Raw genomic sequence first — 25988 nt, 5'->3', positions numbered from 1 at the left:
ACACGCCATGCAACGCACCAACCTCCAATTGGCCTCGCAGCACCCGTCGCTGGTCCCGCAGTCCCAGTCACTTCCGGTGGTCTCCTCGCACACCGAATGGGATCCGCTCGAGGAGGTCATCGTCGGCGTCGCGGACGGCGCCACGGTGCCCTCGTGGCACGTGACCCTCAAGTCGACCATGCCCCGCAAGCACTGGGGCTTCTTCCAGGAGCACGGCGGCAAGCCCTTCCCCCAGGACATGGTGGACGCGGCCAACCGCGACCTGGACGAGTTCGCCCACATCCTGGAGGCCGAGGGCATCCGCGTCCGCCGCCCCGAGCGCGTCTCCCACGCAAAGCCCTTCGCCACGCCGGACTGGCACTCGCCGGGCGGCCTCTACACGGCCATGCCCCGGGACCTGCTGCTCGTCGTGGGCGACCAGCTCATCGAGACGCCCATGCCGTGGCGCTCCCGCTATTTCGAAGTACATCCGTACCGGAAGCTATTGAAAGAGTACTTCCAGGCGGGCGCGCGGTGGACCTCCGCGCCCAAGCCGCAGCTGACGGACGAGTCGTTCGACGACACCTGGGAGGTGCCGGGTGACGACGAGCCCATGCGCTACGCCCTCACGGAGTTCGAGCCGCTCTTCGACGCGGCGGACTTCGTGCGCTGTGGCCGGGACCTCTTCTACATCCGCAGCCACGTGACGAACGCGTTCGGCGTGGAGTGGCTGCGGCGGCACCTGGGCAGCGAGTACCGCATCCACGAGCTGAAGTGCCGGGACACCAAGCCCATGCACATCGACACGACGTTCATGCCGCTGGCGCCCGGCAAGCTGCTGGTGAACCCGGAGCGCGTGGACGAGCTGCCGCGGATGTTCAAGTCGTGGGACATCCTCCGCGCGCCGCCGCCCTGCGCCTCGGACGACCTCATCCTCTACTTCAGCGGCAAGTGGCTGAGCATGAACATCCTCATGCTCGATGAGCAGCGCCTCGTCGTGGACAAGAACGAGCACACGCTGATCCGCGCCTTCAAGGACTGGGGCTTCAAGCCCATCACCTGCAACTTCACGAACTTCTACCGGCTGGGAGGCTCGTTCCACTGCGCCACGCTCGACGTGCGCCGCCGTGGCGTCCTCCAGTCCTACTTCTGAGCCAAGGCTGCGCGCCCGCGCGCCGCATCCCCCCTTTCCGCCGACAACCCTCCCGAGGACCGCTCCAACATGTCGTCCACGCACCGCCGGCTCTCCGAATCCCCTTCCGAACAGCGTGAACCGCCGGCCCGAAACCTGGCGCGGGAGGACGCCCCCGCCGCGTCCTCCCGGGAGCTGGTGGCCTACGTCGTCCCGCGCCAGGGCCAGACGGCGCCCACCGTCGAGGAGCTGCGCGGCTTCCTCAAGGAGCGGCTGCCGGAGTCGCTCATCCCCCAGGCGTGGATGCTGCTGGAGTCGCTGCCCCTCACCCTCAACGGAAAGGTGGACCTGCGCGCGCTGCCCGCGCCCCTGCGCCCCCAGGCGGCGCAGGCCTTCCTGCCACCCCAGGGCGCGACGGAGGAGCTCATCGCCGGCACCTGGGCGAGCCTGCTGCGCGTGCCCCGCGTGGGACGGCACGACAACTTCTTCGAGCTGGGCGGCCACTCGCTCCTGGCCACCCAGGTGATGTCCCGCCTCAACTCCGCGCTGGGCACCGAGCTGCCGCTGCGCATCCTCTTCGAGTCAGCCACGGTGGCGGGGCTCGCGGCCCGCGTGGACAGCGCGCGCGCCGAGGCTTCGGGAGAAACCCTGCCACCGCTGGTCCCCGCGCCGCGGGATGCGCCCCTGCCGCTGTCCTTCGCCCAGCAGCGGCTGTGGTTCCTCGACCAACTGGAGCCCGGCCTCACCGCCTACAACGTCGCGGGCGCGGTGCGGCTGTTGGGTCCGCTGGACGTCCAGGCCATGGCGAAGAGCCTGGAGGCGCTCGTGCAGCGCCACGAAACGCTGCGCACCACCTTCGCGCTGGTGGACGGACAGCCCGTGCAGCGGGTGCACCCCACGGTGGAGGTGCCGGTGCACGTGGAGGCCCTGTCCGGCGCCAGCGAGGACGCCGTGCGCCAACGCGTGGAGGAGGAGGCGCGCAGGCCCTTCGACTTGGCCACGGGTCCGCTCCTGCGCGCGCGCCTGCTGGACCTGGGCGGCATGGAGCACGTGCTGCTCGTCACGATGCACCACATCATCTCCGACGGCTGGTCCATCAGCGTCTTCGTGCGCGAGCTGGCCGCCTTCTACGGCGCCTTCACCTCCGGGCAGTCCGCGGCGCTCGCGCCCCTGGCCGTGCAGTACGGGGACTTCTCCGTGTGGCAGCGCCAGTGGATGCGCGGCGAGCGGCTGGACGCGCAGCTGGCGTACTGGAAGCAGCAGCTGACCGGAGCGCCGCCCTCGCTGGAGCTGCCCACGGACCGGCCCCGCCCGGCCGCGCAGCGCTACCGGGGCGCGCGCCACGCCTGGAAGCTGGGCAGGGCGCTGACGGACGCGCTCCAACAGCTGTCGCGCCGCCAGGACGTGACCCTCTTCATGACGCTGCTGGCGGGCTTCAACGTGCTCCTGGGCCGCTACGCGCGCACGGAGGACGTCGTCATCGGCAGCGCCATCGCCAACCGCGGCCACGTGGAGACCGAAGGGCTCATCGGCTTCTTCGTCAACACGCTGGCCCTGCGCACGGACCTCTCCGGCGACCCGCGCTTCGTGGAGCTGCTGGGCCGCGTGCGCCAGACGACGCTGGGCGCCTACGCCCACCAGGATGTCCCCTTCGAAAAACTGGTGGAGGCGCTGCAACTGCCGCGCGACCTGAGCCGCCCGCCCCTCTTCCAGGTCATGTTCGCGCTGCAGAACATGCCCCCGCCCCGCCTGGAGCTGGACGGCCTGACGCTGACGCCGGTGGACGTGGAGACCGGCTCCGCGCAGTTCGACCTGACCCTGAGCCTCACCGAGGACAAGGACGGCCTGGTCGCCTGGTTCGAATACAACACCGACCTCTTCGACGCGGCCACCGTCCAGCGGCTCGCGGGCCACTACCAGACGCTGCTGGAGGGCGCCGCGCGAGACCCGCGCCAGCGCCTCTCCCGGCTGCCGCTGCTCACCCCCGCCGAAAACCAGCGCCAGCTGCTGGACTGGAACCGCACGGACGTGCCCTGGCGGCGCGACGAGTGCTTCCACGAGGTCTTCGAGGCCCAGGTGGACCGCACGCCGGACGCGCTCGCCGCCGTGTGCGAGGGCCGCTCCCTCACGTACCGGGAGCTGGACGCGCGGGCCAACCGGCTGGCGCACCACCTGCTGGCCGCGGGCGTGTCCACGGACCGCATCGTCGCGCTCTTCCTGGACCGGGAGCTGGAGTTCCTCGTCGCCATGCTCGCCGTCTGGAAGGCGGGCGGGGCGTATGTGCCCATCGACCCGGCGCTGCCCCGGCACCGGCTGCGCTCCGTCGTGGAGCAGAGCCAGTGCGTGATGCTGCTCACGGAGGAGCGCCACCTCGCGGACGCCCGGGACATCGCCTCCGGCCGCCCCGTGGCGCGGGTGACGGAGCTGCTGGAACAGGACGCGCCCTGGACGCGCCCGGACGTGCACGTGCCGCCGGAGGCGCTCGCCTACGTCATCTTCACGTCGGGCTCCACCGGCATGCCCAAGGGCGTGATGATTGAACACGTCGGGATGCTCAACCACCTGCGTGCGAAGCAGCACACGCTGGGCATCACCGCCCGGGACGTAGTGGCGGAAATCGCCACGCCCAGCTTCGACGTGTCGGTGTGGCAGTTCGTCTGCGCGCTGCTCGTGGGCGCGCGCACGGCCATCTTCAAGGACGAGTCCGCGTGGGAGCCCGTCCAGTTGCTGGCGAAGATGCGGGACGAACGCGTCACCGTCCTGGAGACGGTGCCCACGCACATGCGCATCATGCTGGAGGAGATGGAGGCCAACCCCGGCCGCTACGACCTCTCCGCCATGCGCTGGTTCATCGTGAACGGCGAGCCGCTCCTGCCGGAGCTGTGCGCGCGCTGGTTCAAGCGCTGGCCGGGCGTGCCCATGGTGAACGCCTACGGCGCCACGGAGGTCTCCGACGACAGCGCGCACTACCCCATGCGGTCCGCGCCCTCCATGCACTGGGCCAGCCTGCCCATCAACGGCACGCTGCCCAACCTCCAGGCGTACATCCTGGACACCTTCCTGCAGCCGGTGCCCATCGGCGTCGCGGGGGAGATGTACATCGGCGGCGTCGGCGTGGGGCGCGGCTACCTGGGGGACCCCCTCAAGACGGCCCGCTCGTTCGTGCCGGATCCGTTCGCCACGGAGCCCGGCCAGCGGCTGTACCGCACCGGAGACCTGGTGCGCTTCCTGGAGGACGGCAGCATCGAGGTGCTGGGCCGCATCGACCACCAGGTGAAGGTCCGCGGCTTCCGCATCGAGATTGGCGAAGTGGAATCCGCGCTCGCCCAGCACCCGGACCTGAGGGACTCGGTCGTCATCGCGCGAGGGGACAAGGGCCACGCGAAGCGGCTGGTGGCCTACGCCGTCCTCAAGGAGGCGGAGGCCGTCACCCCGGCCGCGCTCGCGGAGTACCTGTCCAGCAGGCTGGCGGACTACATGGTGCCGTCCGCCTTCGTGCTGATGGACGCGCTGCCGCTCCTGCCCAACGGCAAGGTGGACCGCAACGCGCTCCCCGCGCCGGGAGAGGGTGACCTCGGGTCGCTCACCGCCTACGTGGCGCCCCGCACACCGCTGGAGCAGCGGGTCGCGGACGTCTGGGCGGACCTGCTGGGCCTGCCCCGCGTCGGCGCGGAGGACAACTTCTTCGCGCTCGGCGGGCACTCGCTGGTGGCCATCCAGTCCAACGCGAAGCTGCGCGCCCTCACCGGTGTGGAGCTGTCCGTGCGCGACCTCTTCGAGGGCCAGACGGTGGCGCGCATCGCGCAGCGCATCGAGGCATTGCAGAGCGTCCCCGCGGACGGTGCCGCGCCGGCGGTGGCGCTGCCGCCCCTGCGCAGGCTGGAGCCCCGGGCGCACTATCCGCTGGCCACGTACCAGTTCCCCGAGTGGTACATGCACGAGCTGGAGCCAGACAGCCCGTTCTACAACGTGTGCATCGGCGACCTGGTGCTCACCGGCGACCTGGACCTGGACGCCTTCACCCGCGCCTGGCAGACGCTGGTGGACCGCCACGACATCTTCCGGCTGCACTTCGGCTACGTGGACGGCCAGCCCGTGCAGCGCGTCCGCCCGCACGTGGCCGTCACCCGCGAGTCGCTGTACCTGGACCGGCGCGACGTCCCGGACGCGGACTTCCACGCGGAGGTGCAGCGGCTGGCGCGGCGGCACAGCGGCATGTCGCTCGACTTCGAGAACGGCCCGATGTTCCACGTGAAGCTCGCGCACTTCTCCGGCGGCCGCTTCCTCGTCCTCTTCCTCGTCCACCACATCATCTGGGACGAGACCTCCACCATGAACCTGGCGCGGGAGCTGAGCGAGCTCTACAACGCCTTCCGCGCGGCGCGCGCCCCGCGCCTGCCGGAGCTGCGGCTGGGCTACGTGGACTACGCCGCGTGGATCCACGACGCCGTGGCCTCTGGCGGCCTGGAGCCCCAGCGCCGCTACTGGCTCCAGAAGTTCGCCACGCTCCCGCCGCCCCTGGAGCTGCCGCTCGACTTCCCGCGCCCCGCCTTCCAGACGTTCAACGGCGCGGAGGTCCACCGCGTCATCCCGAAGGAGCGGAGCGCCTCCATTGACGCCTTCGCCCGCCGGCACCACACCACGCTCAACATCGTCTTCCTCTCCGCGCTGCACGCGCAGCTGCACCGGCTGAGCGGACAGCGGGACTTCGTGGTGGGCACGCCCATCGCCAACCGCGACGACGAGCGCGTGGCGCCGCTGCTGGGGCTCTTCGCCACCGCGCTGCCCATGCGCTGCACCGTGCGGCCGGGCATGACCTTCCAGCAGCTGTTGGAGGACACGCGCCAGACGGCGGCGGAGGCGTATGACCACCACGTCTACCCCAGCGTGCTGGCCATCCAGGAGCTGAACCCGGACACGGACCTGTCCCGCAACCGCCTCTTCTCCGTGATGTACGGGTTGCAGAACAACAAGCTGCGGCTCGCCGACGAGGTCCGCTTCGAAGGGCTCCAGCTGGAGTTCCTGCGCGGCATCGAGGTCGCCGAGAGCGAGACGTCCAAGTTCGACCTCACGTACATCGTGGACCACGTCGCCAGCGGCGTCATCGTCCGGCTCAACTACAACACCGACCTGTTCAAGGCCGCGACCGCGGAGCGGATGCTGGAGCAGTACCTCTCGCTCGTCGAACAGCTGGTGGCGGACCCCACCCGCGCGCTCGCGGACTACCGGATGCTGTCCACGACGTCGGAGCAGCGGCTGCTGCACGCGTTCAACGACACGGCGCTGCCCTTCGACGCGGACACCGGCGTGCACCGCCTGGTGGAAGCGCAGGTGGAGCGCACGCCGGACGCGGTGGCGCTCTCGTGGGAGGGCGGACACCTCACGTACCGGCAGCTGGACCGCGAGGCCAACCGCTGGGCCCACCACCTGCTGGCGCACGGCGTGGGCCCGGAGCACCGGGTCGGCGTGCGCCTGGAGCCGTCACCGGAGCTGGTGCTCGCGCTGCTGGCCGTGCTCAAGGCGGGCGCCGCGTACGTGCCCGTCAGCCCGGAGCACCCCGAGGAGCGCCAGGCACAGGTGCTGGACGCCGCCGGAGCCCGGCTGCTCATCACCGCGGGGCCGCTGGCCCAAAGCCTCCAGCGCCCGGGGCTGACGGTGCTCTCCATGGACGCGGAGCGCGCTGGCGTGGCGTCCCGGCCCTCCACCTCCCCGGAGGGCGCATGGGGTGGCCGGGCCCTGGCCTACGTGCTGTTCACGTCGGGCACCACGGGCGTGCCGAAGGGCATCGAAATCGAGCACCGGGGCATCGCCAACGTCGTCGCCTCCACCCAGCGGGACTACGCGCTGGACGCGAGCGACGCGGTGCTGCTGCTCACCTCGTTCACGTTCGACCCGTTCGTGCTGGACCTCTACTGGCCGCTGACCGTGGGCGCGCGCGTGGTGATTCCGCCGCACGCCGCGGCCCGCTCGCCCCAGCACCTGGCGGAGGTCGTGCGCCGCGAAGCCATCACCCTGTTCCAGTGCGTGCCCCTGATGCTGGGGGAGCTGGTGGACGCGCGGCGTGCAGGGCGCATCCCGGAGCTGCCGTCGCTGCGGCGGGTCCTCTCCGGAGGCGCGTACCTGCCGCGCGAGCTGCGCGACGCGTTCCTCGCGACGTTCCCCACCCGCCTGGCGAACCACTACGGCCCCACGGAGGTCACCGTGGATGCCAGCCGCTTCGACTGCGCGCGGCCGGTGGAGGGCGACATCGTCCCGCTGGGCCGGCCCATCGCCAACACGCGCCTCTACCTGTTGGATGAAGCGCTGCGCCCCGTGCCCTTCGGCGTCACCGGCGAGCTGTACGTGAGCACGCCAGGGCTCGCGCGAGGCTACCTGGGCGACCCGGCGCGCACCGCTCGCGCCTTCCTGCCAGACCCCTTCCACCAGGAGGCGGGCACGCGGATGTACCGCACCGGGGACCTGGGCCGGTACACCGAGGCGGGCGACGTCGAGTTCATCGGCCGCGTGGACAAGCAGGTGAAGGTCCGCGGCAACCGCGTGGAGCTGGAGGAGATTGAATCCCGGCTCGCCGCGCACCCGGCGGTGGCGGGCTGCATCGTGCGGCACGCGAAGAAGCCCGGCGGCGGCGATGGCCTGGTGGCCACCGTGGAGCTGCACGAGGCCGCGAGCACGCTCCAGGGGGAGGGCCTGCGCTACCGGATGTTCACGCTCGCCCAGCGCCCGGAGCTGAAGCGGGCCATGGACGACCTGCACGTGGGCGCGTGGCCGGACTTCTTCGCGGGGGACACCGTCCTGCGCGAGTTCTGGCCGCGGCTCGCGGAGGAGTTCGCCGCGCACCAGTTCGCGCTCGTCGACGAGGACGACGCGGTGGTGGCCGCCGGCAACGCGCTGCCCATCCGGTGGGACGGCACGCGCGAGGGCCTGCCCGCGGGCTGGGACGCGGGGCTGCGGCAGGGCTTCGAGGACGCGGCGCGCGGCGTGCCCGCCGACACGCTGATGATCCTCACTGGAGTGGTGGCCGAGGACGCCCTGGGCCGGGGGCTCGCCACGCTCATCCTGAGGGGCTTCAAGGCCCTGGCGCGCGCGCACGGGCTGGGCCGGGTGGTCGTCCCGGTGCGGCCCACCGGAAAGGCGTCGCGTCCCGACCTGTCCTTCGAACAGTGGTGCCACGCGCGCCGCGAGGACGGACAGCTCCAGGACCCGTGGCTGCGCATCCACGAGCGCGTGGGCGGCCGGATGCTCCACGTGGAGTCGCGCTCGCAGTACATCCGCGCGGACCTGGCTTCGTGGGAACAGTGGAGCGGCCAGCGGCTCGCCGCGTCCGGCGAGTACGCGCTCCCCGGCACCATGCAGCCGGTGACGGTGGACGTGGAGCGGGGCTTCGCCGAGTACCACGACCCGAGCGTGTGGATGGAGCACCCGCACGCGGAAGGCGAGCCCTCCGCGTGGCGACTCCTGGACGGCGCCCGGCTCCAGGACTTCCTGGCGAAGACGCTGCCGGACTACATGCTGCCGGAGCGCTACCAGTTCGTCTCGCGCCTGCGCCGCAATCTCAGCGGCAAGGTGGATGAGCGCGCCCTGCCCCCGGCCTTTGGTGACGAAGGGCCCGCCGCGCCGCAGGTCGCGCCCCAGACGCCGCTCCAGGAGCGGCTGGCGGAGCTCTGGAAGGACGTGCTGGGTCTGCCCAACGTGGGCATCCACGCGGACTTCTTCGAACTGGGAGGGCACTCCATGCGAGCCCTCCAGCTGCTGGCGCGCATGACCGACCAGTTCGGCGTGACGCTGGGCCTGCGGCAACTGCTCAAGCACCGCACCATCCACCGCCTGGAGAAGCTCGTCGGCGAAGCCCTGGCCACGCGGGCCACGACCCCGGACGCGGCCGTGTCCCACGAAGCCTCCATCACGGCCGTGCCCGTGGTGGAAGCGGCCCCTGCGCTCTCCCCCGAGGGCCGGGGCGACGCCGTGGGCCACCACGGGGAGCTGCTCCAGGGCGTGTTCCGCGACGCGGACGGGCGCCTGCACCGGGGCCTGCTGTCGCTGCCCTGCGGCATGCTTCGCTCGGACGCGCGCTTCCAGCTCACGTCCGGTGCGGGGCTCACCGTGGAGCCGGCATGGAAGACCAAGGCGGCCCGGGCCGCGGCGCTCACCCTGGAGTGGGCGGGCGTGGAGCCGCGCGGCGCGCACCTGGTGGTGCACAGCAACATCCCCGTGGGCTGGGGGCTGGGCTCCTCCACGAGCGACGTGGTGGCCACCATCCGCGCCGTGTCCGCGGCGCTGGACCGGCCGCTGACGCCGGAGGACACCGCGCGGTTGGCGGTGAAGGCGGAGACGGCGTCGGACTCCACCATCTTCGGCAACAGCGCGCTGATCTTCGGCCATCGCGAAGGCGTGGTGCTCCACCGCTTCAGCGGCGAGGTGCTCGACCTGCGGGTGGTGAGCATCAACCTGGACCCCGGCGGCAAGGGCGTGGACACCCTGGCCCACGCACCCGCTCGCTACGACAGCGAGGAGATCGAGCAGTTCCAACGCCTGCGTGCATCGCTGGAGCGGGCGCTCGCGACAGGGGACTACCGGCTGTTGGGCGAGGTGGCTACGGCCAGCGCGCGCATCAACCAGCGCTTCCTGCCCAAGCCCCACTTCGAGCTGCTGCTGGAGGTAATGGAGTCCTCCGGCGCGGTGGGCCTCCAGGTGGCGCACAGCGGAACGGTGGCGGGGCTGCTCTTCGACCCGCGCACGTCCGACGTGGAGGCGCGACTGTCGAAGTGCCAGGCGCTCCTCGCGGAGCGGGGCTTCCCCGGCACGTGGCGCTTCTCCAGCCACGACCGGAGCCGGCCCGCCTCCGCCTGACGCGTGCTACGCGGGAGGCCGGTGCGCGGCGGCATGGCCGCGCATCACCTCCTGGAAGAAGCGCCGTCCGACAAAGAAGCCGCCCAGCGGAGCACCTGACCAGAGGGCTCCAGTGGGCGGATCGAGGATCCACGGCGTGATGTCGACACCCTCCGCGCCCGAGGCCCTGCGCAGCGGTCCCAGCCGCGCCCGGTCCTCGGGCGTGGGCGGACTTCCCAGCTCGAACACCTCGATGGACGCGCGCCGCACTGGGGAGCGCGCCGCGCCGGCCTCGATGCAGCGCAGGGCCAGCGCCGTCACCTCTTCGCGAGTCAGGGCGAAACGCCGCGCCGGGTCCCGCGCGCGGTCCACAATGCACGCCAGCTTCAGCCCGCGTGCGTCCCACCGGTACACCACCACGTCCGCGGCGTCCGCCAGGGCCTGGGCTCCGTCGGGGGCGCCCCACACGAAGCCGCGCTCGGCGACGGCACGGTGGGCGAAATAGGAAGCGAAGGACGCGGCATCACCGCGCTGTTCAGGAGAGGTCGTCATGGGAGGAAGCACACGCCGCCTCGATTCTGTTTCCAACAGCCCCCCACGTCGGCCGAGCAAAGCCCACCCCGCTCGTCCCATCCAACGCTTGGATTCCGGCCGCATCACGCACCGACACCAGGCCCCAGGAGGCCCGCGCATGATGGACGACGCACCCCGGCTGTGGACCCGCAGGCGCATGCTGGGGACCACGGGGGGACTCCTCACCGCGAGCGCGTGGATGCCTCCGGTGCTCGCCGCCGCGCCGCAGGTGAAGCTGCCGGACACCTTCGCCAAGACGGAGCGCGAGCGTCCCGGTCCACCCAACCCACAGCCCGAATCCGAGCGCGTTGGCTGGGCCGTGGTGGGCCTGGGCCACCTGTCGCTCGAGGAAATCCTCCCCGCCTTCGGACAGATGAAGCGCGGCAGGCTGGTGGCGCTGGTAAGCGGCAACCGCGAGAAGTCGCAGGCCATCGCGAAGCAGTACGGCGTGCCGGACAAGGGCCTCTACGACTACAAGTCGTTTGATCAGCTCAAGGACAACCCGGAGGTGCAGGCCGTCTACATCGTCCTGCCCAACAGCATGCACGCGGAGTTCACCGTGCGCGCGGCGCAGGCGGGCAAGCACGTCTTCTGCGAGAAGCCCATGGCCAACACCTCGGCCGAGTGCCAGCAGATGATCGACGCGTGCAAGAAGGCGGACCGCAAGCTGGGCATCGCGTACCGGCTCCAGTACGAACCGCACCACCGCGCGGTCATCCAGATGGCGCGCAACAAGGAACTGGGCACGCTCAAGCTCTTCACCGCGAACAACGGCCAGAACCAGGGCGAGCCCAACCAGTGGCGTCACAAGAAGGCACTGGCGGGCGGCGGCGCGCTGCCGGACGTGGGCATCTATTGCCTCTCCGCCGCGCGCTACTTCAGCGGCGAGGAGCCCACGGAAGTGCAGGGCTTCAGCCAAAGCACGCCCGGGGATCCACGCTTCAAGGAAGTGGAGGAGTCCTTCGCCTTCCACCTGCGCTTCCCCTCCGGCTTCCAGGCGCACTGCACCAGCCACTACGGCACGCACGAGACCAAGGACCTGCGGCTGATGGGCACGGACGGCTGGGCGTCCATGGACCCGGGCTTCGCCTACAGCGGGCTGCGTCTGCGCGTGGGAATGAAGTCCAAGACGTTCCCCAAAGCAGATGACACGGTGGAGCGAAGCTTCAGCCAGCCGAGCCAGTTCGCTCGGGAGATGGACCACTTCTCGCGCTGCGTGCAGGAGAACGTCATTCCTCACACGCCAGGCGAGGAGGGCCTCGCGGATGTGCGCATTATCGAAGCGCTCTACCGCTCCGCACAGGAGGGCAAGGTGGTGAAGCTGGAGGCCGCGAAGAAGCTGGATGCCTTCCGCGGCCCGCCGCCCAAAGAAGAAGGCTGAGCCCCATGCAGGCCACCAGCGGTCCGTGACCAAGTCCTGCGACCCGAAGTTCTCCGGCGAGGACGCACGCCTCACGGAGCGCTGCGATGGGGTGCGTGCACGGACGGCAAGGCGAGGAAACGGGCAGAGGCATCCGCCCGGGCACGGTTGCATCCAAACCTGTCCGACAGTCGGACCGACTTCCGCCGCATGGGGGCCTGTGGCCGCGCTGGTTCGTTCGGCAGGGGCGCGACGTCGTGCGTGCGCAAACGCCAAGGCAAGGCACGGACAGAGGCGCCCGCCCGGGCCCGGTTGCCTGAAAAGCTGTCCGACAGTCGGACAGGTTTTTCTCCGACCGGGCCCGGAGGGTGACCCCCTGGCTGGCAATGAGAAGGGTGGGCCCGCGCGTCCATGTCAGACCCCTGTGGTTGGATGGCGATGCTGGGACGAGGAGGGGGATGGGGATGGGGATGGAGCGGCGAGGACTCGTGGCCTATGTGGAGGCGCAAATCGAGCGCGATATCGCGCTGGGGCGGCTGCACCCGAGCGGACAATTTGGCTCCGAAGCGAAGCTGGCGCGCCGCTATGAGGTGTGCCGGGGCACCATCCGCGAGGCGCTGCGGCGGCTGGCGGCGAGAGGCTTGGTGGTGCAGCGCCCCGGACGCAAGACGCGCGCGGTGGCGTTGGATGAGTCGCTGACGCTGGAGAACCTGGGGCTGGCGCTGCATGACGCGAGCAACCCGGATGCCCGGTGGCTGCTGGAGGGCTACTTCAGCCTCAAGCGGCAGGTGCTGGTGGAACTTCTGGCCGACTGCTGCGCGAGGGCCTCGGACCTCGACTTGGACCGGCTGGGGAGCACGTGCTTCCAGCTCCAGGACGCGGCGCGCTGGGAGTCGGGGGAAGTCTGCGCGTGGGCGGAATTCGAGTTGCTGCGGCATGCGGCACGGGTGGCGGCGCGTCCGGGGCACATGCTCCTCGTTCAGTCCTTGCAGCGGGCCTTCCTGGGAGGAGCCGCCCAACTGCTGCCGCTCATGGGCGGAGAGGCGCTGCGCGAGTGGGCCTTCCGCGTGATGGCAATCGTGCACGAGCGCGACGTGCAGGCCCTTCAGCATGAGCTGCCAGCGCTGCTGAAGGCTCGCGATGAGCGCGTACTGAATGCCTTTGCCCCTGCTTCCCAGGAGCAGGCTTCACCCGAGGCCCACGTTCCCCCCGTGACATCAGCCACGCAGGACTCTGCGCCAAAGACACACCCCTGCACGGAAGCACGTGACCCCGGCGCTCCTACGTCAGCCCCTGGGCAGGACGAGTCGTTGGAGACACGCCACTGCGTGGAGGAGCATCGATTCGACGACCTCGTGTCGACCGCGGAGCAGGACACGGCACCCGAGGACCTCCTCGTGAAGCCGAACAGCGGGCAACCACCGCCTCCAGCCGCTCCGGGATGCTCCACCTGCGAGTTCCGAGGGGAATGCACTGAGAAGAGCGTGGCCGATGCGGCCTTGGAAGACCTGTTCGACTGTCGGTCAGGTTGAGGCATCGCGCCTCCAACGGACCTCTCACTCCCTACTCACGCCCGGCGATGGCTGCGCCGATACGCGCCGGGAGCGGTCCCGTCCCAACGCTTGAAGGCCCGGTTGAAGGACGCCTCGCTCTGGTAGCCGATGGCCGGAGCGACCTCGCTCAGGGGCAGCTCGCTTTCGCGCAGGAGCTGGGCGGCCTTGATCATCCGCCATCCCACCAGGTACTCCAGCGGCGGTTCCCCCACGAGTTCGCTGAAGCGCGCGGCGAACCCGGACCGCGACAGGGCCACGGCGGACGCGAGGCTCTCCACCGTCCAGGGTTCCTCGGGGCGCTCGTGGATGAGCGCGAGCGCCTTGCCAATCTGCGGATCCGCCAACGCCCGCAGCCCGCTCTCCCGGCACGACTCCTCCGACTTCATGATGTGCGCCCGCAGGGCCTGCACCAGCAGGATGTCCGCGAGCCGGCTCATGATGACGGTGGCGCCCGGGTGGGACGACGCGCTCTCCGTCAGCAGCAACTGCACCGTGGACGCCAGTGACGGCGCCGTCGCCGCGTCGTCCGCGGCCAGGTGGATGACGCGGGGCAGTTCCTTGAAGAGGAGCGTGCGCGGCGCAACGCCCAGCTGGAACGACGCCGCGACCAGCGTGGTCCGCTCGCCGTCGCCGCCCAGCCGGATGGAACCCTTTCCTCGGGCGCTCGCGCAGGCCCCGTGCGCCAGGACATGAACGGGGCTGTCCTCCTTGTCGCGCAGCGTGTGCCCTCCGCCATGCGGCAGCACCGCCAGGTCTCCCGCGCACAGCACCAGGGCTCCCGGAACGCCCTCCACCTCCAAACGGGCCCCACCGCGCGCGACGAGGATGATGTGCGCGCCGGGGGACGTCCCGAACTGGAGCCCCCACGGGGCGAACAGCTCGAAGCGGCCGTGCATCCGGGTGGACAGGCGCAGGGTGTCCAGGACGTCCGCCAGGACATCCGCCCCATGGGCCTCCAGCGAATCTGGACGATCGGTCAATTTATTTGGACTGGATGCCATGGCACGTCCATAGCGCCTGGAGCATTCAACGGCCATGGCAAATACACTCAAGCTCCTCTCCCCCCTCCGCCTGGGCCGGCTCGAACTGAAGAACCGGCTGGTGATGGCCCCCATGACCCGCAGCCGGGCGCTGGTGGACGGCAACGTCCCCAACCCGCTGGCGGTGACCTATTACGAGCAGCGGGCGTCCGCGGGCCTCATCGTCACCGAGGGCACCCAGGTCAGCCCCCAGGGCGTCGGGTACATCCGCACGCCGGGCATCCACTCGCCGGAGCAGGTGGCGGGCTGGAAGAAGGTGACGGACGCGGTCCACGCGGCGGGCGGGCTCATCTTCGCGCAGCTGTGGCACGTGGGGCGCGTCTCGCACCCGGACTTCCATGGTGGCGAGTTGCCGGTGGCGCCGTCCGCGATTGCCGTCCAGCAGGAGGTCTTCACGTTCCAGGGCAAGAAGCCCGCGGTGACTCCCCGGGCCCTGGAGACGCATGAGATTCCCGGCGTCGTCGAGCAGTTCCGCCAGGCCGCTCGCAACGCGAAGGAGGCTGGCTTCGACGGCGCGGAGCTGCATGGCAGCAACGGCTACCTGTTGGACCAGTTCCTGCGGGACGGCTCCAACCAGCGCACGGACGCGTACGGCGGCAGCATCGAGAACCGGGCGCGTCTCCCGTTGGAGGCGGCGCGGGCGGTGGCGGAGGTGTTCGGCGCGGACCGCGTGGGCTACCGGCTCTTCCCGCAGAACTTCCCGTACACGGGCATGCACGACTCCACGCCCACGGAGACCTTCACGTACCTGGCCCGCGAGCTGGGCAAGCTGGGCCTGGGCTACCTGCACGTGACGGAGCTCGTCACGGGCCCCGCCGCTCCGGCGCCCGAGCAGCGCATCACTCCGGCGATCCGCAAGGCCTTCCCGGGCGTCATCATCGCCAACGGGGGCTACGACGCGCAGGCCGGTGAAGCGGTCATCAAGCGCGGCGAAGCGGACCTCGTGGCGTACGGCGTGCCGTTCCTCGCGAACCCGGACCTGCCGGAGCGCTTCCGCCGGTCCGCCCCGCTCAACACGCCGGACGCGTCGACCTTCTTCCAGGGCGAGGAAAACGGCTTCACGAGCTACCCGGCGCTGAGCTGAACCGAAAGGAGGGAACCGTCATGAGCACGCAGCGAATGGATGTCCTGGAGCGAAGGCTGGCGCGGATCATCGACCTGCCCGAGCCCACGCAGGGGCAGTTCGGGCCCGCGCACACGGTGGTGCCGGTCATCTCACCGGAGGACTACGCGCGGTCGGATCCGTTCATCCTGCTGATGGATGACCGCATCGACGGCAAGCCCATTGGCGGGCCGCATCCGCACGCGGGCTTCGAGACGGTGACCCTCGTGGTGAAGGGCGGGATGACCCACGACAGCGGCAGCCTGGGCGAAGGCGACGTGCAGTGGATGACGGCTGGCAGTGGCGTCATCCACGGCGAGGGCCTGGAGGGAGACCTGGGCCAGGCTCGCATCCTCCAGCTCTGGCTCACCCTGCCCAAGGCGCAGCGCTGGGTGCCCGCGGGCTACCAGGACCTGCCTTACGCGGAGCTGCCGGTGCGGCGCGAGCCGGGCGTGGAGGTGCGGCTGTACAGCGGCACGTCGGGAACGGTGCGGTCGGCGACGAAGAACTACGTGCCCGTCACGCTGGCGGAGCTCCAGTTGGAGCCGGGCGCGTCCATCGCGCAGGACCTGCCCGCTTCGTACAACGGCTTCTTCTACGTGCTGGAGGGAGAGGTCGCGGTGGGGCCGGACCGCCAGGCGCTGAAGCCCGGGCAGGTGGGCTGGCTGGACCGGCCGGTGTCGGGCGGAGACAGCACGGTCCGCGTCACCGGGACGACGCGGGCGCGCGTGCTGCTGTACGCCGGTCAACCGCAGCGCGAGCCGCTGGTGAGCCACGGGCCGTTCATCGGGGACACCCAGGATGACATCCTGAGGTCCTTCGCGGGATACCGCGCGGGCCGCTTCGGTCCGCCACCGCCGAGGTAGCGGACCGCGGAGCCGCGAGCGTCAGCGGCTTTCGACGGGGGCCGGCGCCAGGGTGGCGGCGGCCGTCACGCCAGAGTTCGCGCGCTCCAGGTGCGGACCCAGCTGGCCCATCAGCATCAGCCCGGCCATGCGGAAGTCGGAGATGAACGACCAGAGCGGGTACTTGAAGGTCGCGGGGCGGTTGTGCTCGATCTTGAAGTGGCTGGCCCACGCGAAGCCGTAGGCGCACACCAGGGCGGCGGGAATCAGCGCGCCGCGTCCGGTGACGGCTGCGGTGATACCCAGGCCCACGCCCAGGCTGGTGCCGGCGAGGTGCAGCCAGCGTGTCGACGCATGCGAATGCTCGCGCAGGTAGAACGGCCAGAACTCGGCATAGGTCTGGATGCGGTCGGACATGAAGTGAAGTTGTGTCCAGCTGCCCGCCTCTCGTCAACCCATGCGGGCCACCTTCGTGCCTGCACCAACGCAACCCGGACGGGACCGAGGGCAGGAGAGCAGCCAGGCGGTCCCCGACGCGGCCCGTCGTTTTCGGACGGACCGGGAACAATCCGGTGAGGACGGCCCGGACGGAGGGAGGCGCGAACCGAGCGTGTCGTGAAAGACTCGGGGACGCACATGAGTGACTGGACGCCCAAGCTGAACCCGACGGTGGACCTGCGGCGGCTCCCGCTGAACGCGGAGGAGGGCTTCGTACTGTCGCGGCTGGACGGCCACACGCGAGAGAAGGACCTGCCCGCGCTGACAGGGTTCCCGCCAGACAAGCTGCGGGACATCCTCACGAGGCTGGTGTCCCAGGGAGCGCTGCTTCCGGGCACGGAGGTCGCGAGTCCCGTGAACACGGTGCGGCAGCCAGGCGCCCCGGCGGGTACGACCGCGAGTCCGGTGGCGAGCGCTCCAGCGCATGTGGCCTTCGCGGGCGCGGCGCACGCCCCTCGGCAACATACGCAGCCGACGGCCTCGGCAAACGCGGAGTCTGCATTCGGCGTCGGCAACGGCCTGACGGATGCAGCGTCCGCGGCTCACGCGTACGCGAGTGATCATCCTGCGCCGTCACTCGACGCGAGCGATACGGAACCGCTTCCCGAGGCAGAAGCCGTGGACGGCGCTGACGACGAAGCTGGCCCCGTGGACGACGTGCCCGAAGCGGTGCAGGGCGACTACCGCAAGCTCTTCGAGACGCGGCTGCACGCGCTGCCGGAGGACCAGCGGGTGGCGCTCGCGCATGGAGCGGAGGATCCGGAGCTGTCCGCGCTGTGCTTCGACCCGGTGCCCGCCGTCATCAAGGCCGTGCTGGAGAACTCGCGAGTGGGCCTCGCGCACGCGCGGCTCATCGCACGGCACCACCGCAACCCCGTGGGCCTGGAGGCACTGGTGGCCCGAGCTGCCTTCGCCGCGGACACAGGCGTGCGCCGCTTCCTCGTGCGCAACCCACAGCTGCCGGCCGCCCTCTTCCGCCGCCTGTGGGCGATGCGCCGCCTGATGGAGCACCACAAGCTCACGGTGGACCGGGACGTCCCGGAGCAGACCCGCCGCACCGCGCGCGAGCTCCTGCGCCAGCGCTTCTCCACCGGTCCGTCCGAGGAGAAGGTGGAGCTCATCCTCAACACAGAAGGCCGGGCCCTGGGCGCGCTCGTGGGCATGCCGGTGGACGGAAAGACGACGTCGCTGTTGTGCGGGCGCACGTACCGCTCGCCCATGCTGGTGCAGAACATCGCGCGCTGGAGCGCCGCGCCGCCCGCGCTCATCGCGCACCTGCTCAAGCAGGAGTTGGTCCGCCGTCAGCCCCAGCTGCGCATGATGCTCGCGCGCCACCCCAACGCGCCCGCGGACGCGAAGCGCGCCTGAGCCTCATGCCCCACGCCGAAGCCAGGGTCGTCCGCGAGTTGAAGCACCACCTGCTCAAGCACGGGCTGCGCAGGTCGCGCGTCCTGCACCTGCTGGTGGATGCGCATCCCTCGTATGTCCGCAGCCCGTTCGCCCGGGACCTGGAGCCCATGACGCGGCTCACGCTGGAGGGCACCCGGCCGGACATCCTGTGCAGCGTGGCGCGGCCCGAGGGCGTCCTCGTCACGGGCATCGAGGTGAAGGCCTCTGAAAGGGATTGGGTCCAGGGCCTGGGCCAGGCGCACAGCTACCGCGCGGGCGTCCATCACGCGTACCTCGCGCTGCCAGCCTCCGCCGCCAACCTCCGCGCCCCCACCCTGGCGCAAGCGCGGAGCATCGGGGTCGGCATCCTCGCCCGGGACGCGAAGCACTGGGTGGAGGTCATTCCGCCCGCGGACCCCACCCCGCTGCCCCGCGCCGTCAGCCAGGCCTCCTCGCTGCTCGAAGGCGTCCCCGCCGCGCGCAGCCTCCAGCTCAACCATCCCCTCAACTACCTCGCGGCCGCGTTCCTCGCGGACCGGGAGGCGCCCTCCGGATTGCTGATCAAGTCGCTCGCCGCGCACTGGCAAGACCTGAAGAGCGACAGCTCCCGGCGCCACGCGGCCACGGGCGCCAACACGCTCGGGCTGCTGGACCTGGACTGGAAGCCCACGCTCGAAGGCCGCACCGTCGCGGACCTCCTGGCCGCGCTCCAGTTCGACCCCGACACCCGCTACGACAAGCGCAAGCGCCTGCTGGACGTGCACGCGGCCTTCGCCGCCGTGGCGCGCTTCGTCCTCATCCGGCAGCCCGCGGTGCGCCTCATCCACCGGACCCTCACGGACCACGGCGGAAGCCTCACGCTGCCGGAGCTGGCCGTGGCGGCGGGCCATGACGACCCGGCGCTGGCGACAGCCCTCTTCCTCGCGGACCCCTCCGGAACGCTGAAGCCCGGGCTGCGGGGGCCGGACATCAACCCGTCCACCGTCTTCAAACTCAAACAGAACCTCTGGCACGCGGGCCTGCTCGACACCAAGGCCCACGGCACCGCCGGAAAGGACGCCCGCGCCTACCGGCCCGCTGAAGACATCTGGGCCCTGCCTCGCGACAAGGCCTCTTGACTACAACTGTAGCCATGGCATATCGCCCATGACTACAACTGTCGTCACGAGGGGTGCCATGGACAGGTCGTCAGCTCCGTCCCAGGAGTCGAAGCCGCTCCCGTCGTTCGTCCGGGAAGGGCTGGGCTGGCTGTTGGCCCTGCACCTCCTGCTCGCGCTGATGCCGTCCCTGCACCTGATGGAGACGCTGCAAGCCGGGGCACACAAGGCCCGCGTCTTGTTGAAGGCCGCGGACACCGTGCGCCGTCACGCGGCGCCGCTCCTCCCGGTCATTATCAGGGCTTCCGCGCGGTGATGAGCGGCTGGTTGAAGCCCGTCTCCTCCGGTGTGTACCAGCGCGGATCCACCAGCCCCGCGCGGGTGAGCGCCTGCTCCAGCTCCACGGGCTGCAGCAGGCGGTAGACGCCAGTGTGCTCGGTGGTGTGCCAGATGCCGGACTCCTGGCGCAGGATGAACTGGCGCACCGTGTACTGCCTTTCATCCACCGCCCAATCCCAGACCTGGAACAGCACGCGGCGGCCCAGCGGCGTGTCCAGCACGCGCTCCGCCGTGAAGCGCGGCCGCTTCTCCAGCAGCGCCGAGTGGTCGCGCAGACTCGCCACGAGAAGGCCCCCAGGCACCAGACGCGACGCCATCGCGGTCGCGGCGTCGTCCAGGTCCGAGTCCTCCAACAGGTGCGCCATCGCGTTGTCGCACGACATCACCACGTGGAAGGTGCCCGGCACCTGCCAGTCCAGCATCCGCATGTCCGCCACGCCGGTGGTGATGCTCACGTGCATGGCGCGGGCTTCCCGCTCCGCGCGCGCCACCGCGGAGGGGCTCAGGTCCGTGGCGTGCACGGAATAACCCCGCGCCGCCAGCCCCAGCGCCTGCGTGCCAATGCCGCACGCGCAGTCCAGCACCCGGCGCGGCGGCGGTGCCCCCGAGCGGCGCAGGAGCGCGTCCAGCACCGCGCCCTGCCGGTCCACCGACTGCTCCCAGTCCGCGAAGAGCAGGTGGTACTCCTCGGCCAGCCCTTCGTAGAAGTCCAGGACGCTGTCAGACATGACGGCTTCCTCCTTTAACACCCCCATGCGGGCCGTCACGCGCATGGACGCCGGACGTCGCCTGTCCGTCATGTCGGAGCCAGGATGGGGCCGGGAGGTCTTCTCCTCTGGGGGTTGTTACCCGGAAGACGGGGCTCGGGAGGCCCGCGCGGGCAGGGGCGGACACCGGGCAGGATGCACCGTCATTCCCCGCGTGAAGCTCGCGCGCACCCAAGGCAAGGAGCACCGATGCTGTCGTTGACGCCGTCACAGGTCCGCCTGGGATGGTCCGCCACGAACAAGGCGGAGGCCATCCGCCTGGTCGGACAGGTGATGGTGGAGTCCGGCTTCATCTCGCCCGGCTACGTCGACAGCATGCTCAAGCGCGAGCAGGTGTCCGCCACGTTCCTCGGCCACGGCATCGCCATTCCGCACGGCCTGCCGGAGGCGCGCCACCTCGTGCTCCAGACGGGCGTCGTCGTGGTGCAGTTCCCCTCCGGCGTCGTCTGGAGCGAGGACGCCCATGCGCACCTCGTGGTGGGCATCGCGGCGAGGTCCGACGAACACCTCCAGGTGCTCGCCAACCTCACCGGCGTGCTGGACGACGAGGCCCGGGCCGTGGCCCTGGCCTCCACCCTGGACGCGGCCGCCATCATCCAGGCGCTCCAAGGCCCCGTCGCTCCGCTGGAGCAGCCAGAGGCTCCCGTGTTCGAGGGCCTCTCGCTCCAGGTCCTGTCCCCGTCACCGCACGGCCTGCACGCGCGTCCCGCCACCATGGTGGTGGAGGTGGTGCGCCGCTTCCATGCGGACGTCACCGTCCACCACGAGGGGCGGCAGGCGAACGCCCGCAGCCTCCTGTCGTTGCTGCGCCTGGGCGCCCGGGGCGGCTCGACGCTGACGCTCACCTCGGCGGGGGACGACGCGGCGGCGGTGCTCCTCGCCTTGCAGGAGGCCTTCGACGTCGGCCTGGGCGAGGGCCCGCTCGCCGCTCGCGCGCTGGCACCGGAGCCCGTGCCCTCCGCCGTGCTCGACTACGAGGGGACGCTGGTCGCGGGCCTGTCCGCGTCGCCGGGCATCACGTCCGGGCCCGTGTGGGCCTTCCAACGCGAACGGCTGGAGGTGGAGGAGCGGGCCGCCGACGCCGCGCGGGAACACCAGTTGCTGGAGGCGGCCCTGGCCGGAGCGGCGGCGGAGCTGCGCCAGCTGCACGAAGGCTTCCTCCAGAAGGCCGGAGCGCAGCGGGCCGCCATCTTCAAGGCGCACCTGGAGCTGCTCGACGACCCGGAGATGCTGAGCGAGTCGCACGGCCTCATCGACACCGGCCTGAGCGCGGGCGAGTCCTGGCGCCGCGTCTTCGAGAACCGCGCGGAGGCGCTGGCCGCTCTGGAGGAACCGGTGCTGGCCGCGCGGGCCGCCGACCTGCGGGACGTGGGCCGGCGCGTGCTGCGGCCCCTGGCCCGGGTGCTGGAGGGCGAGCCCACCTTCCCGGAGCATCCGGTGGTGCTGCTGGCGGAGGACCTGGCGCCGTCTGACACCGCGAAGCTGGACCCCGCCATGGTGCTGGGCCTGTGCACGGCGGGCGGCGGCACCACGTCGCACACGGCCATCATCGCGCGCTCGTTGGACCTGCCGGCGGTGGTGGCGGTGGGGCCGTCGGTGCTGGACCTGCGCAACGGGCAACACTGCATCCTGGACGGCGACGCGGGCGTGCTCGTCGTGGGCCCTTCGGCGCGGGACCGGGCCAGGGCCGCGCACCAGCGCGAGCGGATCCGCACACGGCGCGAAGCGGAGAAGCTGGAGCGCTACCGGCCCGCCATCACGCTCGACGGAAGGCGCGTGGAGGTGGCCGCGAACATCAGCGAGGCCGCGGACGCGGGCAAGGCCGTGAACGCGGGCGGCGAGGGCGTGGGCCTGATGCGCACGGAGTTCCTCTTCCTCGACCGTGACGAACCGCCCGGAGAGGAGGAGCAGCTCCACGCGTATCTCACGATGGTGCGCGCGCTGAACGGCCTGCCGCTCATCCTGCGCACGCTGGACATCGGCGGGGACAAGCACGTGCCATACCTGTCGCTGCCGGCGGAGGCGAACCCGTTCCTGGGCGTGCGCGGCATCCGGCTGTGCTTCGAACGGGAGGACCTGTTCCGCACACAGCTGCGCGCCATCCTGCGCGCGTCGATGGAGGGCCCGGTCCGCATCATGTATCCGATGGTGGCGATGCCCGAGGAGCTGGCGAAGGCGCGCGCCATCACCGAGTCCATGCGCCAGGAAGTGGGCGCGGATCCGGTGGAGACGGGCATCATGATTGAAGTCCCTTCGGCGGTGATGATGGCGGAGCAGTTGGCGCGGGACGTGTCGTTCTTCTCCATCGGGACCAACGACCTGACGCAATACCTGCTGGCCATGGACCGGCAGCACCCGGTGCTCGCGTCCCAGGCGGACGGCCTGCACCCAGCGGTGTTGCGCATGGTGGACCTCACGGTGAAGGCGGCGAGGAAGGCGGGCATCTGGGTGGGCGCGTGCGGCGGCATCGCGGGAGACCCGTCCGGCGCGGTGGTGCTGTCCGGCCTGGGCGTCACGGAGTTGAGCGTGGCCATCCCCAGCATTCCGGCGGTGAAGGCGCTGCTGAGGGGCATCTCCATGGCGGACGCGGAAGACGTGGCCCGGGCCGCGCTGGAGTGCGGCAACGCCGCCGAGGTGCGGGGGCTGGTGCGCGGCCTGCTGGCCCGGAAGGGAGCGAAGGCGTGAGGCCGACGAAGCCGGGCGTGGTGACGGTCACGTTGAACGCGGCCATCGACCAGACGCTGGAGTGTCCGGGGTTCACGGCGGGCGCGGTGAACCGCGTGGTGGCGGAGACGCGCACGCCGGGAGGCAAGGGCATCAACGTGGCGGCGTTCCTCGCGCAAGGCACGCGTCCGGTGACGGCCACGGGCTTCCTGGGCGAGGACACGGTGACGTTGTTCGAGACGCTGTTCCGCGAGCGAGGCATCCAGGACCGCTGCCTCCGGCTGCCGGGCTCCAGCCGCGTGAACATCAAGGTCGTGGACCGCACGAGCGGCGCGGTGACGGACCTCAACCTGCCGGGCCTGCGCGTGCCGGAGGAGGCATTGGCCGCGCTGATGGAGACGCTGGATGCGCTCGCGGAGGACAACGGCTGCTTCGTGCTGTCCGGCAGCGTGCCCGCGGGAGTGCCCGCGTCCATCTACGCCACGCTGACGGAGCGCCTGCGAGCAAAGGGCGCGGTGGTGGCGGTGGACACGAGCGGAGCACCGCTGCGCCACGCGGTGGCCGCGAAGCCGGACTTCGTGAAGCCGAACGCGCGCGAGTTGGAAGAACTGGTCGAACGCCCCCTGAGGAACGCGGGCGAAATCGCTCGAGCCGCACGCGAGCTGCACGCGACAGGCATCGGGCTGGTGGTGGTGTCGCTGGGAGCGGACGGCGCCCTGTTCGTGTCAGACGACGGCGCGTGGCGGGCCCTGCCGCCCCCCGTGGAGGTGGCGAGCACGGTGGGCGCGGGCGACGCGCTGCTCGCGGGAGTCCTGGCGGCGAGGCTGGACGGCCACGACCTGGAGACCTGCGCCCGGAGAAGCACGGCCTTCGCGGCCGGAAAGCTCGCGAAGGTGGGCCCGGTGCCCCCTACACCCGAGCGCGTGGCGGAGCTGCTCTGCGCGGTGCGGATGCACCCGCTGGGCACGGGCTGATCAACAGCCGCGCGGCAGGTGCACCCGGAAGGTGGTGCCCGCTTCTTCGGTGGACACCACGTCCACCGCGCCGCCGTGCGCGCGGACGATCTGATTCACGATGAAGAGCCCCAGCCCCACGCTGCGGTGCTCGCTGCCCTCGGTGGTGCCCCGGGTCATCGGCTCGAAGAGCACGGGCAGCAGCGCCGGCGGAATGGGCGTCCCCGGGTTCGTCACCGCCAGCACCACCTCCCGCTCGTCCCCGCGCGCCTCCACGCGAATCAAGGCATCCGCCCCGCTGTACTGCACGGCGTTGGTGAGCAGGTTCGTCATCACCTGCGCGATGCGGTCCGGGTCCCAGTTCCCCCGTCCGCAGCCCTCGCACACCAGGTCCAGCGAGCGCCCCGGCGCGGTGAGCCGCACCTCGTCCACCACCTGCTCGGCCAGCTCATGCAGGTTCATGGGCTGGGGCTTCACCGGCAGGGCCATGCCCGTGCGCACGTGGGTGAAGTCCAGCAGGTCGCGGATGAGCCGGTTCGCCCGGTCCGACGAGTCGAGGATGCGCCGCAGCCCCCGGCGCGCCCGGTCATCCAGGTCCGTCCTGCGCATCAGCGTCGCCGCCGACAGGGAGATGGCGTTGAGCGGGTTGCGCAGGTCGTGGCTGACGATGCCCATCAACTGCTCGCGCAGGACCGTCGCCTCGTGGGCGCCCATCAACTGCGAGTCGCGCTCGGTGAGCGCCTCCTCCTGCTCCAACTGGTAGCCCACCAGGTCGCCCAGGTGACGGAAGGTCTCCAGCGCGTCGTCGGTGAGGTCCGCCGGGTTCGAGTCCAGCGCGCACATCACGCCGAAGAACTCCCCGCCGCGCCGGTACAGCGGCACCGCGATGTAGCTCTCCACGTTGTACATCTTCGGCGCGGGGTGGTTCATGAAACGCGGATCCCTGCTCGCGTGGTTCACCCGCAGCGGCCCGTCCAGGGTCCGCACCGTGTTGCAGAACGTGGTGCTGACGGCCAGGGTGTCCCCCACCTTCAGCCCGAAGCCCATCTCGTCCAGCACCGCGCAGCACGTCCACGACTCCGGCGTCACGCGCGCCACCACCGCCAGGCGCAGCCCCGTGGTGCGCGTCAGCACGCGCAGCACCGTCTTCACCGCGTCGATGCGGCTCACGACCTCCACGTCCGAGGTGGGGGGGGTGGCGGTGCGGAGATGGGGGTTCGCGGAGAGGAATGGGGACATGGATGGCTCCTTTCCAGTTTACGTGTCGCGCGGGTCCTGGCGCTGTTGGACCCCGGGACAGGCCCTACGGCCCCCCATCCGCATGCCCGGTCTGGGTGCGTCCCTCCAGCCTCTCGATGGCCGCACGCACCGCCGGTGGCACCGGCACCTTCTCATGCGTGGCGTAGCGCAGCGTCACGACGATGGAACCGCCGCGCGTGTAGAGCACCCCGTCGTCCGCGCCCGCCACCACGTGCTCGAAGGTGATGGAGGAATTGCCCACGCGCGTGACGCGCGCGCCCGCCACCAGGTTCACCGGGAACACCACCGGCTTGAGGTAGTCCGCGTGCGTGTTCGCCAGGATGGGCCCCACCCCGTCCGCCATCGTCGTGTCCGCACCCGAAGCGGACGGCCCCACCAACCCGATGCGCGCCATGTACGCGATGCGCGCGGACTCGAACCAGGTGAACGTGCGGGCGTTGTTGACGTGCCCGTACGCGTCCATCTCGCTCCAGTGCACGGGGAAGGGCACGACAACGGGGAAGTCCTTCAGGGAGGCGTTCGACATGGCCCCCAGGGTCGCAGGGACCATCCCGCCAGGGAACGGAAACCACGCCTGCCTGCCCTCCAGGAGTCCCGTACAGGCATGCTAA

Annotated in this window: 17 protein-coding genes; 11 read left to right on the top strand and 6 right to left on the bottom strand. The window is 71.0% G+C overall.

Features of this window, described 5'->3' with window-relative positions; all coding sequences use genetic code 11:
- Positions 1 to 7: 7 nt before the first annotated feature.
- Positions 8 to 1132, top strand: a complete 1125-nt coding sequence (locus D7Y04_RS01265; protein ID WP_199749591.1) for an inosamine-phosphate amidinotransferase 1 — start codon at positions 8 to 10, stop codon at positions 1130 to 1132.
- Positions 1133 to 1201: 69 nt separating this feature from the next.
- Positions 1202 to 9958 carry a non-ribosomal peptide synthetase gene (locus tag D7Y04_RS01260; RefSeq protein ID WP_121758074.1) on the top strand — a complete coding sequence of 2919 codons (8757 nt, stop codon included), beginning with the start codon at positions 1202 to 1204 and terminating at the stop codon, positions 9956 to 9958.
- A 6-nt stretch (positions 9959 to 9964) separates the two neighbouring features.
- On the opposite strand, the gene D7Y04_RS01255 is transcribed toward D7Y04_RS01260, so the two are convergent.
- Entirely contained in the window at positions 9965 to 10489 is a 525-nt protein-coding gene (locus D7Y04_RS01255) for a hypothetical protein (RefSeq protein WP_121758073.1), read from the bottom strand.
- A 139-nt stretch (positions 10490 to 10628) separates the two neighbouring features.
- Between D7Y04_RS01255 and D7Y04_RS01250 the strand changes: the two genes are divergently transcribed.
- Complete coding sequence (locus D7Y04_RS01250; RefSeq protein WP_121758072.1) at positions 10629 to 11891, top strand: Gfo/Idh/MocA family protein; 1263 nt, start codon at positions 10629 to 10631, stop codon at positions 11889 to 11891.
- A gap of 443 nt (positions 11892 to 12334) precedes the next feature.
- On the top strand, positions 12335 to 13402 hold the full coding sequence (locus tag D7Y04_RS01245) for a FadR/GntR family transcriptional regulator (RefSeq protein WP_121758071.1): 1068 nt from the start codon (positions 12335 to 12337) through the stop codon (positions 13400 to 13402).
- Between the two features lie 35 nt (positions 13403 to 13437).
- On the opposite strand, the gene D7Y04_RS01240 is transcribed toward D7Y04_RS01245, so the two are convergent.
- On the bottom strand, positions 13438 to 14403 hold the full coding sequence (locus tag D7Y04_RS01240; RefSeq protein ID WP_233601217.1) for an AraC family transcriptional regulator: 966 nt from the start codon (positions 14401 to 14403) through the stop codon (positions 13438 to 13440).
- Positions 14404 to 14458: 55 nt separating this feature from the next.
- Here D7Y04_RS01240 and D7Y04_RS01235 point away from each other — a divergent pair, with 55 nt between their 5' ends.
- Together D7Y04_RS01235 and D7Y04_RS01230 are read left to right on the top strand one after the other, a co-directional pair.
- Entirely contained in the window at positions 14459 to 15547 is a 1089-nt protein-coding gene (locus D7Y04_RS01235; protein ID WP_121758069.1) for an alkene reductase, read from the top strand.
- Between the two features lie 20 nt (positions 15548 to 15567).
- Positions 15568 to 16431 (top strand): pirin family protein, encoded by an 864-nt coding sequence (locus tag D7Y04_RS01230; RefSeq protein WP_120594718.1) that lies wholly within the window; start codon positions 15568 to 15570, stop codon positions 16429 to 16431.
- 21 nt (positions 16432 to 16452) lie between these two features.
- On the opposite strand, the gene D7Y04_RS01225 is transcribed toward D7Y04_RS01230, so the two are convergent.
- Positions 16453 to 16827 carry a DUF962 domain-containing protein gene (locus D7Y04_RS01225; protein WP_120578987.1) on the bottom strand — a complete coding sequence of 125 codons (375 nt, stop codon included), beginning with the start codon at positions 16825 to 16827 and terminating at the stop codon, positions 16453 to 16455.
- A 219-nt stretch (positions 16828 to 17046) separates the two neighbouring features.
- On the opposite strand from D7Y04_RS01225, the gene D7Y04_RS01220 reads away from it, so the two are divergent.
- From D7Y04_RS01220 to D7Y04_RS01210, 3 genes are read left to right on the top strand one after another with little or no spacing between them, the layout of a single operon-like run.
- A complete protein-coding gene (locus D7Y04_RS01220; protein ID WP_171812462.1) occupies positions 17047 to 18276 on the top strand; it encodes a hypothetical protein in 1230 nt (409 codons plus the stop codon).
- 5 nt (positions 18277 to 18281) lie between these two features.
- Complete coding sequence (locus tag D7Y04_RS01215; protein WP_121758068.1) at positions 18282 to 19415, top strand: hypothetical protein; 1134 nt, start codon at positions 18282 to 18284, stop codon at positions 19413 to 19415.
- A 58-nt stretch (positions 19416 to 19473) separates the two neighbouring features.
- Positions 19474 to 19710, top strand: a complete 237-nt coding sequence (locus tag D7Y04_RS01210) for a hypothetical protein (protein WP_121758067.1) — start codon at positions 19474 to 19476, stop codon at positions 19708 to 19710.
- On the opposite strand, the gene D7Y04_RS01205 is transcribed toward D7Y04_RS01210, so the two are convergent.
- On the bottom strand, positions 19691 to 20461 hold the full coding sequence (locus tag D7Y04_RS01205) for a bifunctional 2-polyprenyl-6-hydroxyphenol methylase/3-demethylubiquinol 3-O-methyltransferase UbiG (RefSeq protein WP_120578983.1): 771 nt from the start codon (positions 20459 to 20461) through the stop codon (positions 19691 to 19693). The genes D7Y04_RS01210 and D7Y04_RS01205 overlap by 20 nt on opposite strands.
- 228 nt (positions 20462 to 20689) lie before the next feature.
- Here D7Y04_RS01205 and ptsP point away from each other — a divergent pair, with 228 nt between their 5' ends.
- Both ptsP and pfkB read left to right on the top strand, forming a co-directional pair.
- Positions 20690 to 23185 carry a phosphoenolpyruvate--protein phosphotransferase gene (gene ptsP / locus D7Y04_RS01200; RefSeq protein WP_158627440.1) on the top strand — a complete coding sequence of 832 codons (2496 nt, stop codon included), beginning with the start codon at positions 20690 to 20692 and terminating at the stop codon, positions 23183 to 23185.
- A complete protein-coding gene (gene pfkB, locus D7Y04_RS01195; protein WP_158620591.1) occupies positions 23182 to 24138 on the top strand; it encodes a 1-phosphofructokinase in 957 nt (318 codons plus the stop codon). The genes ptsP and pfkB overlap by 4 nt, the downstream gene beginning before the upstream one ends.
- Here the strand turns inward: pfkB and D7Y04_RS01190 are convergent, their stop codons facing one another.
- Together D7Y04_RS01190 and D7Y04_RS01185 are read right to left on the bottom strand one after the other, a co-directional pair.
- Positions 24139 to 25356 carry a GAF domain-containing sensor histidine kinase gene (locus D7Y04_RS01190; RefSeq protein ID WP_121758064.1) on the bottom strand — a complete coding sequence of 406 codons (1218 nt, stop codon included), beginning with the start codon at positions 25354 to 25356 and terminating at the stop codon, positions 24139 to 24141.
- 64 nt (positions 25357 to 25420) lie between these two features.
- The gene (locus tag D7Y04_RS01185; protein ID WP_120594726.1) at positions 25421 to 25903 is read right to left on the bottom strand and encodes a thioesterase family protein; all 483 of its coding nucleotides are present in this window, start codon (positions 25901 to 25903) and stop codon (positions 25421 to 25423) included.
- Positions 25904 to 25988 lie beyond the last annotated feature (85 nt).

The organism is Corallococcus sp. AB038B (genome assembly GCF_003668955.1).
Classification (GTDB): domain Bacteria; phylum Myxococcota; class Myxococcia; order Myxococcales; family Myxococcaceae; genus Corallococcus; species Corallococcus exiguus.
Note: the sequence above shows the minus strand (reverse complement) of the source record. Positions and strands in the feature narration are given on the sequence as shown.

What these genes read in the sequence shown, in the direction of transcription:
- D7Y04_RS01265 (WP_199749591.1), top strand. Translation starts at nt 8, where the DNA reads ATGCAACGCACCAACCTCCAATTGGCCTCGCAGCACCCGTCGCTGGTC.
- D7Y04_RS01260 (WP_121758074.1), top strand. Translation starts at nt 1,202, where the DNA reads ATGTCGTCCACGCACCGCCGGCTCTCCGAATCCCCTTCCGAACAGCGT.
- D7Y04_RS01255 (WP_121758073.1), bottom strand. Translation starts at nt 10,489, where the DNA reads ATGACGACCTCTCCTGAACAGCGCGGTGATGCCGCGTCCTTCGCTTCC.
- D7Y04_RS01250 (WP_121758072.1), top strand. Translation starts at nt 10,629, where the DNA reads ATGATGGACGACGCACCCCGGCTGTGGACCCGCAGGCGCATGCTGGGG.
- D7Y04_RS01245 (WP_121758071.1), top strand. Translation starts at nt 12,335, where the DNA reads ATGGGGATGGAGCGGCGAGGACTCGTGGCCTATGTGGAGGCGCAAATC.
- D7Y04_RS01235 (WP_121758069.1), top strand. Translation starts at nt 14,459, where the DNA reads ATGGCAAATACACTCAAGCTCCTCTCCCCCCTCCGCCTGGGCCGGCTC.
- D7Y04_RS01230 (WP_120594718.1), top strand. Translation starts at nt 15,568, where the DNA reads ATGAGCACGCAGCGAATGGATGTCCTGGAGCGAAGGCTGGCGCGGATC.
- D7Y04_RS01225 (WP_120578987.1), bottom strand. Translation starts at nt 16,827, where the DNA reads ATGTCCGACCGCATCCAGACCTATGCCGAGTTCTGGCCGTTCTACCTG.
- D7Y04_RS01220 (WP_171812462.1), top strand. Translation starts at nt 17,047, where the DNA reads ATGAGTGACTGGACGCCCAAGCTGAACCCGACGGTGGACCTGCGGCGG.
- D7Y04_RS01215 (WP_121758068.1), top strand. Translation starts at nt 18,282, where the DNA reads ATGCCCCACGCCGAAGCCAGGGTCGTCCGCGAGTTGAAGCACCACCTG.
- D7Y04_RS01210 (WP_121758067.1), top strand. Translation starts at nt 19,474, where the DNA reads ATGGACAGGTCGTCAGCTCCGTCCCAGGAGTCGAAGCCGCTCCCGTCG.
- D7Y04_RS01205 (WP_120578983.1), bottom strand. Translation starts at nt 20,461, where the DNA reads ATGTCTGACAGCGTCCTGGACTTCTACGAAGGGCTGGCCGAGGAGTAC.
- ptsP (WP_158627440.1), top strand. Translation starts at nt 20,690, where the DNA reads ATGCTGTCGTTGACGCCGTCACAGGTCCGCCTGGGATGGTCCGCCACG.
- D7Y04_RS01190 (WP_121758064.1), bottom strand. Translation starts at nt 25,356, where the DNA reads ATGTCCCCATTCCTCTCCGCGAACCCCCATCTCCGCACCGCCACCCCC.
- D7Y04_RS01185 (WP_120594726.1), bottom strand. Translation starts at nt 25,903, where the DNA reads ATGTCGAACGCCTCCCTGAAGGACTTCCCCGTTGTCGTGCCCTTCCCC.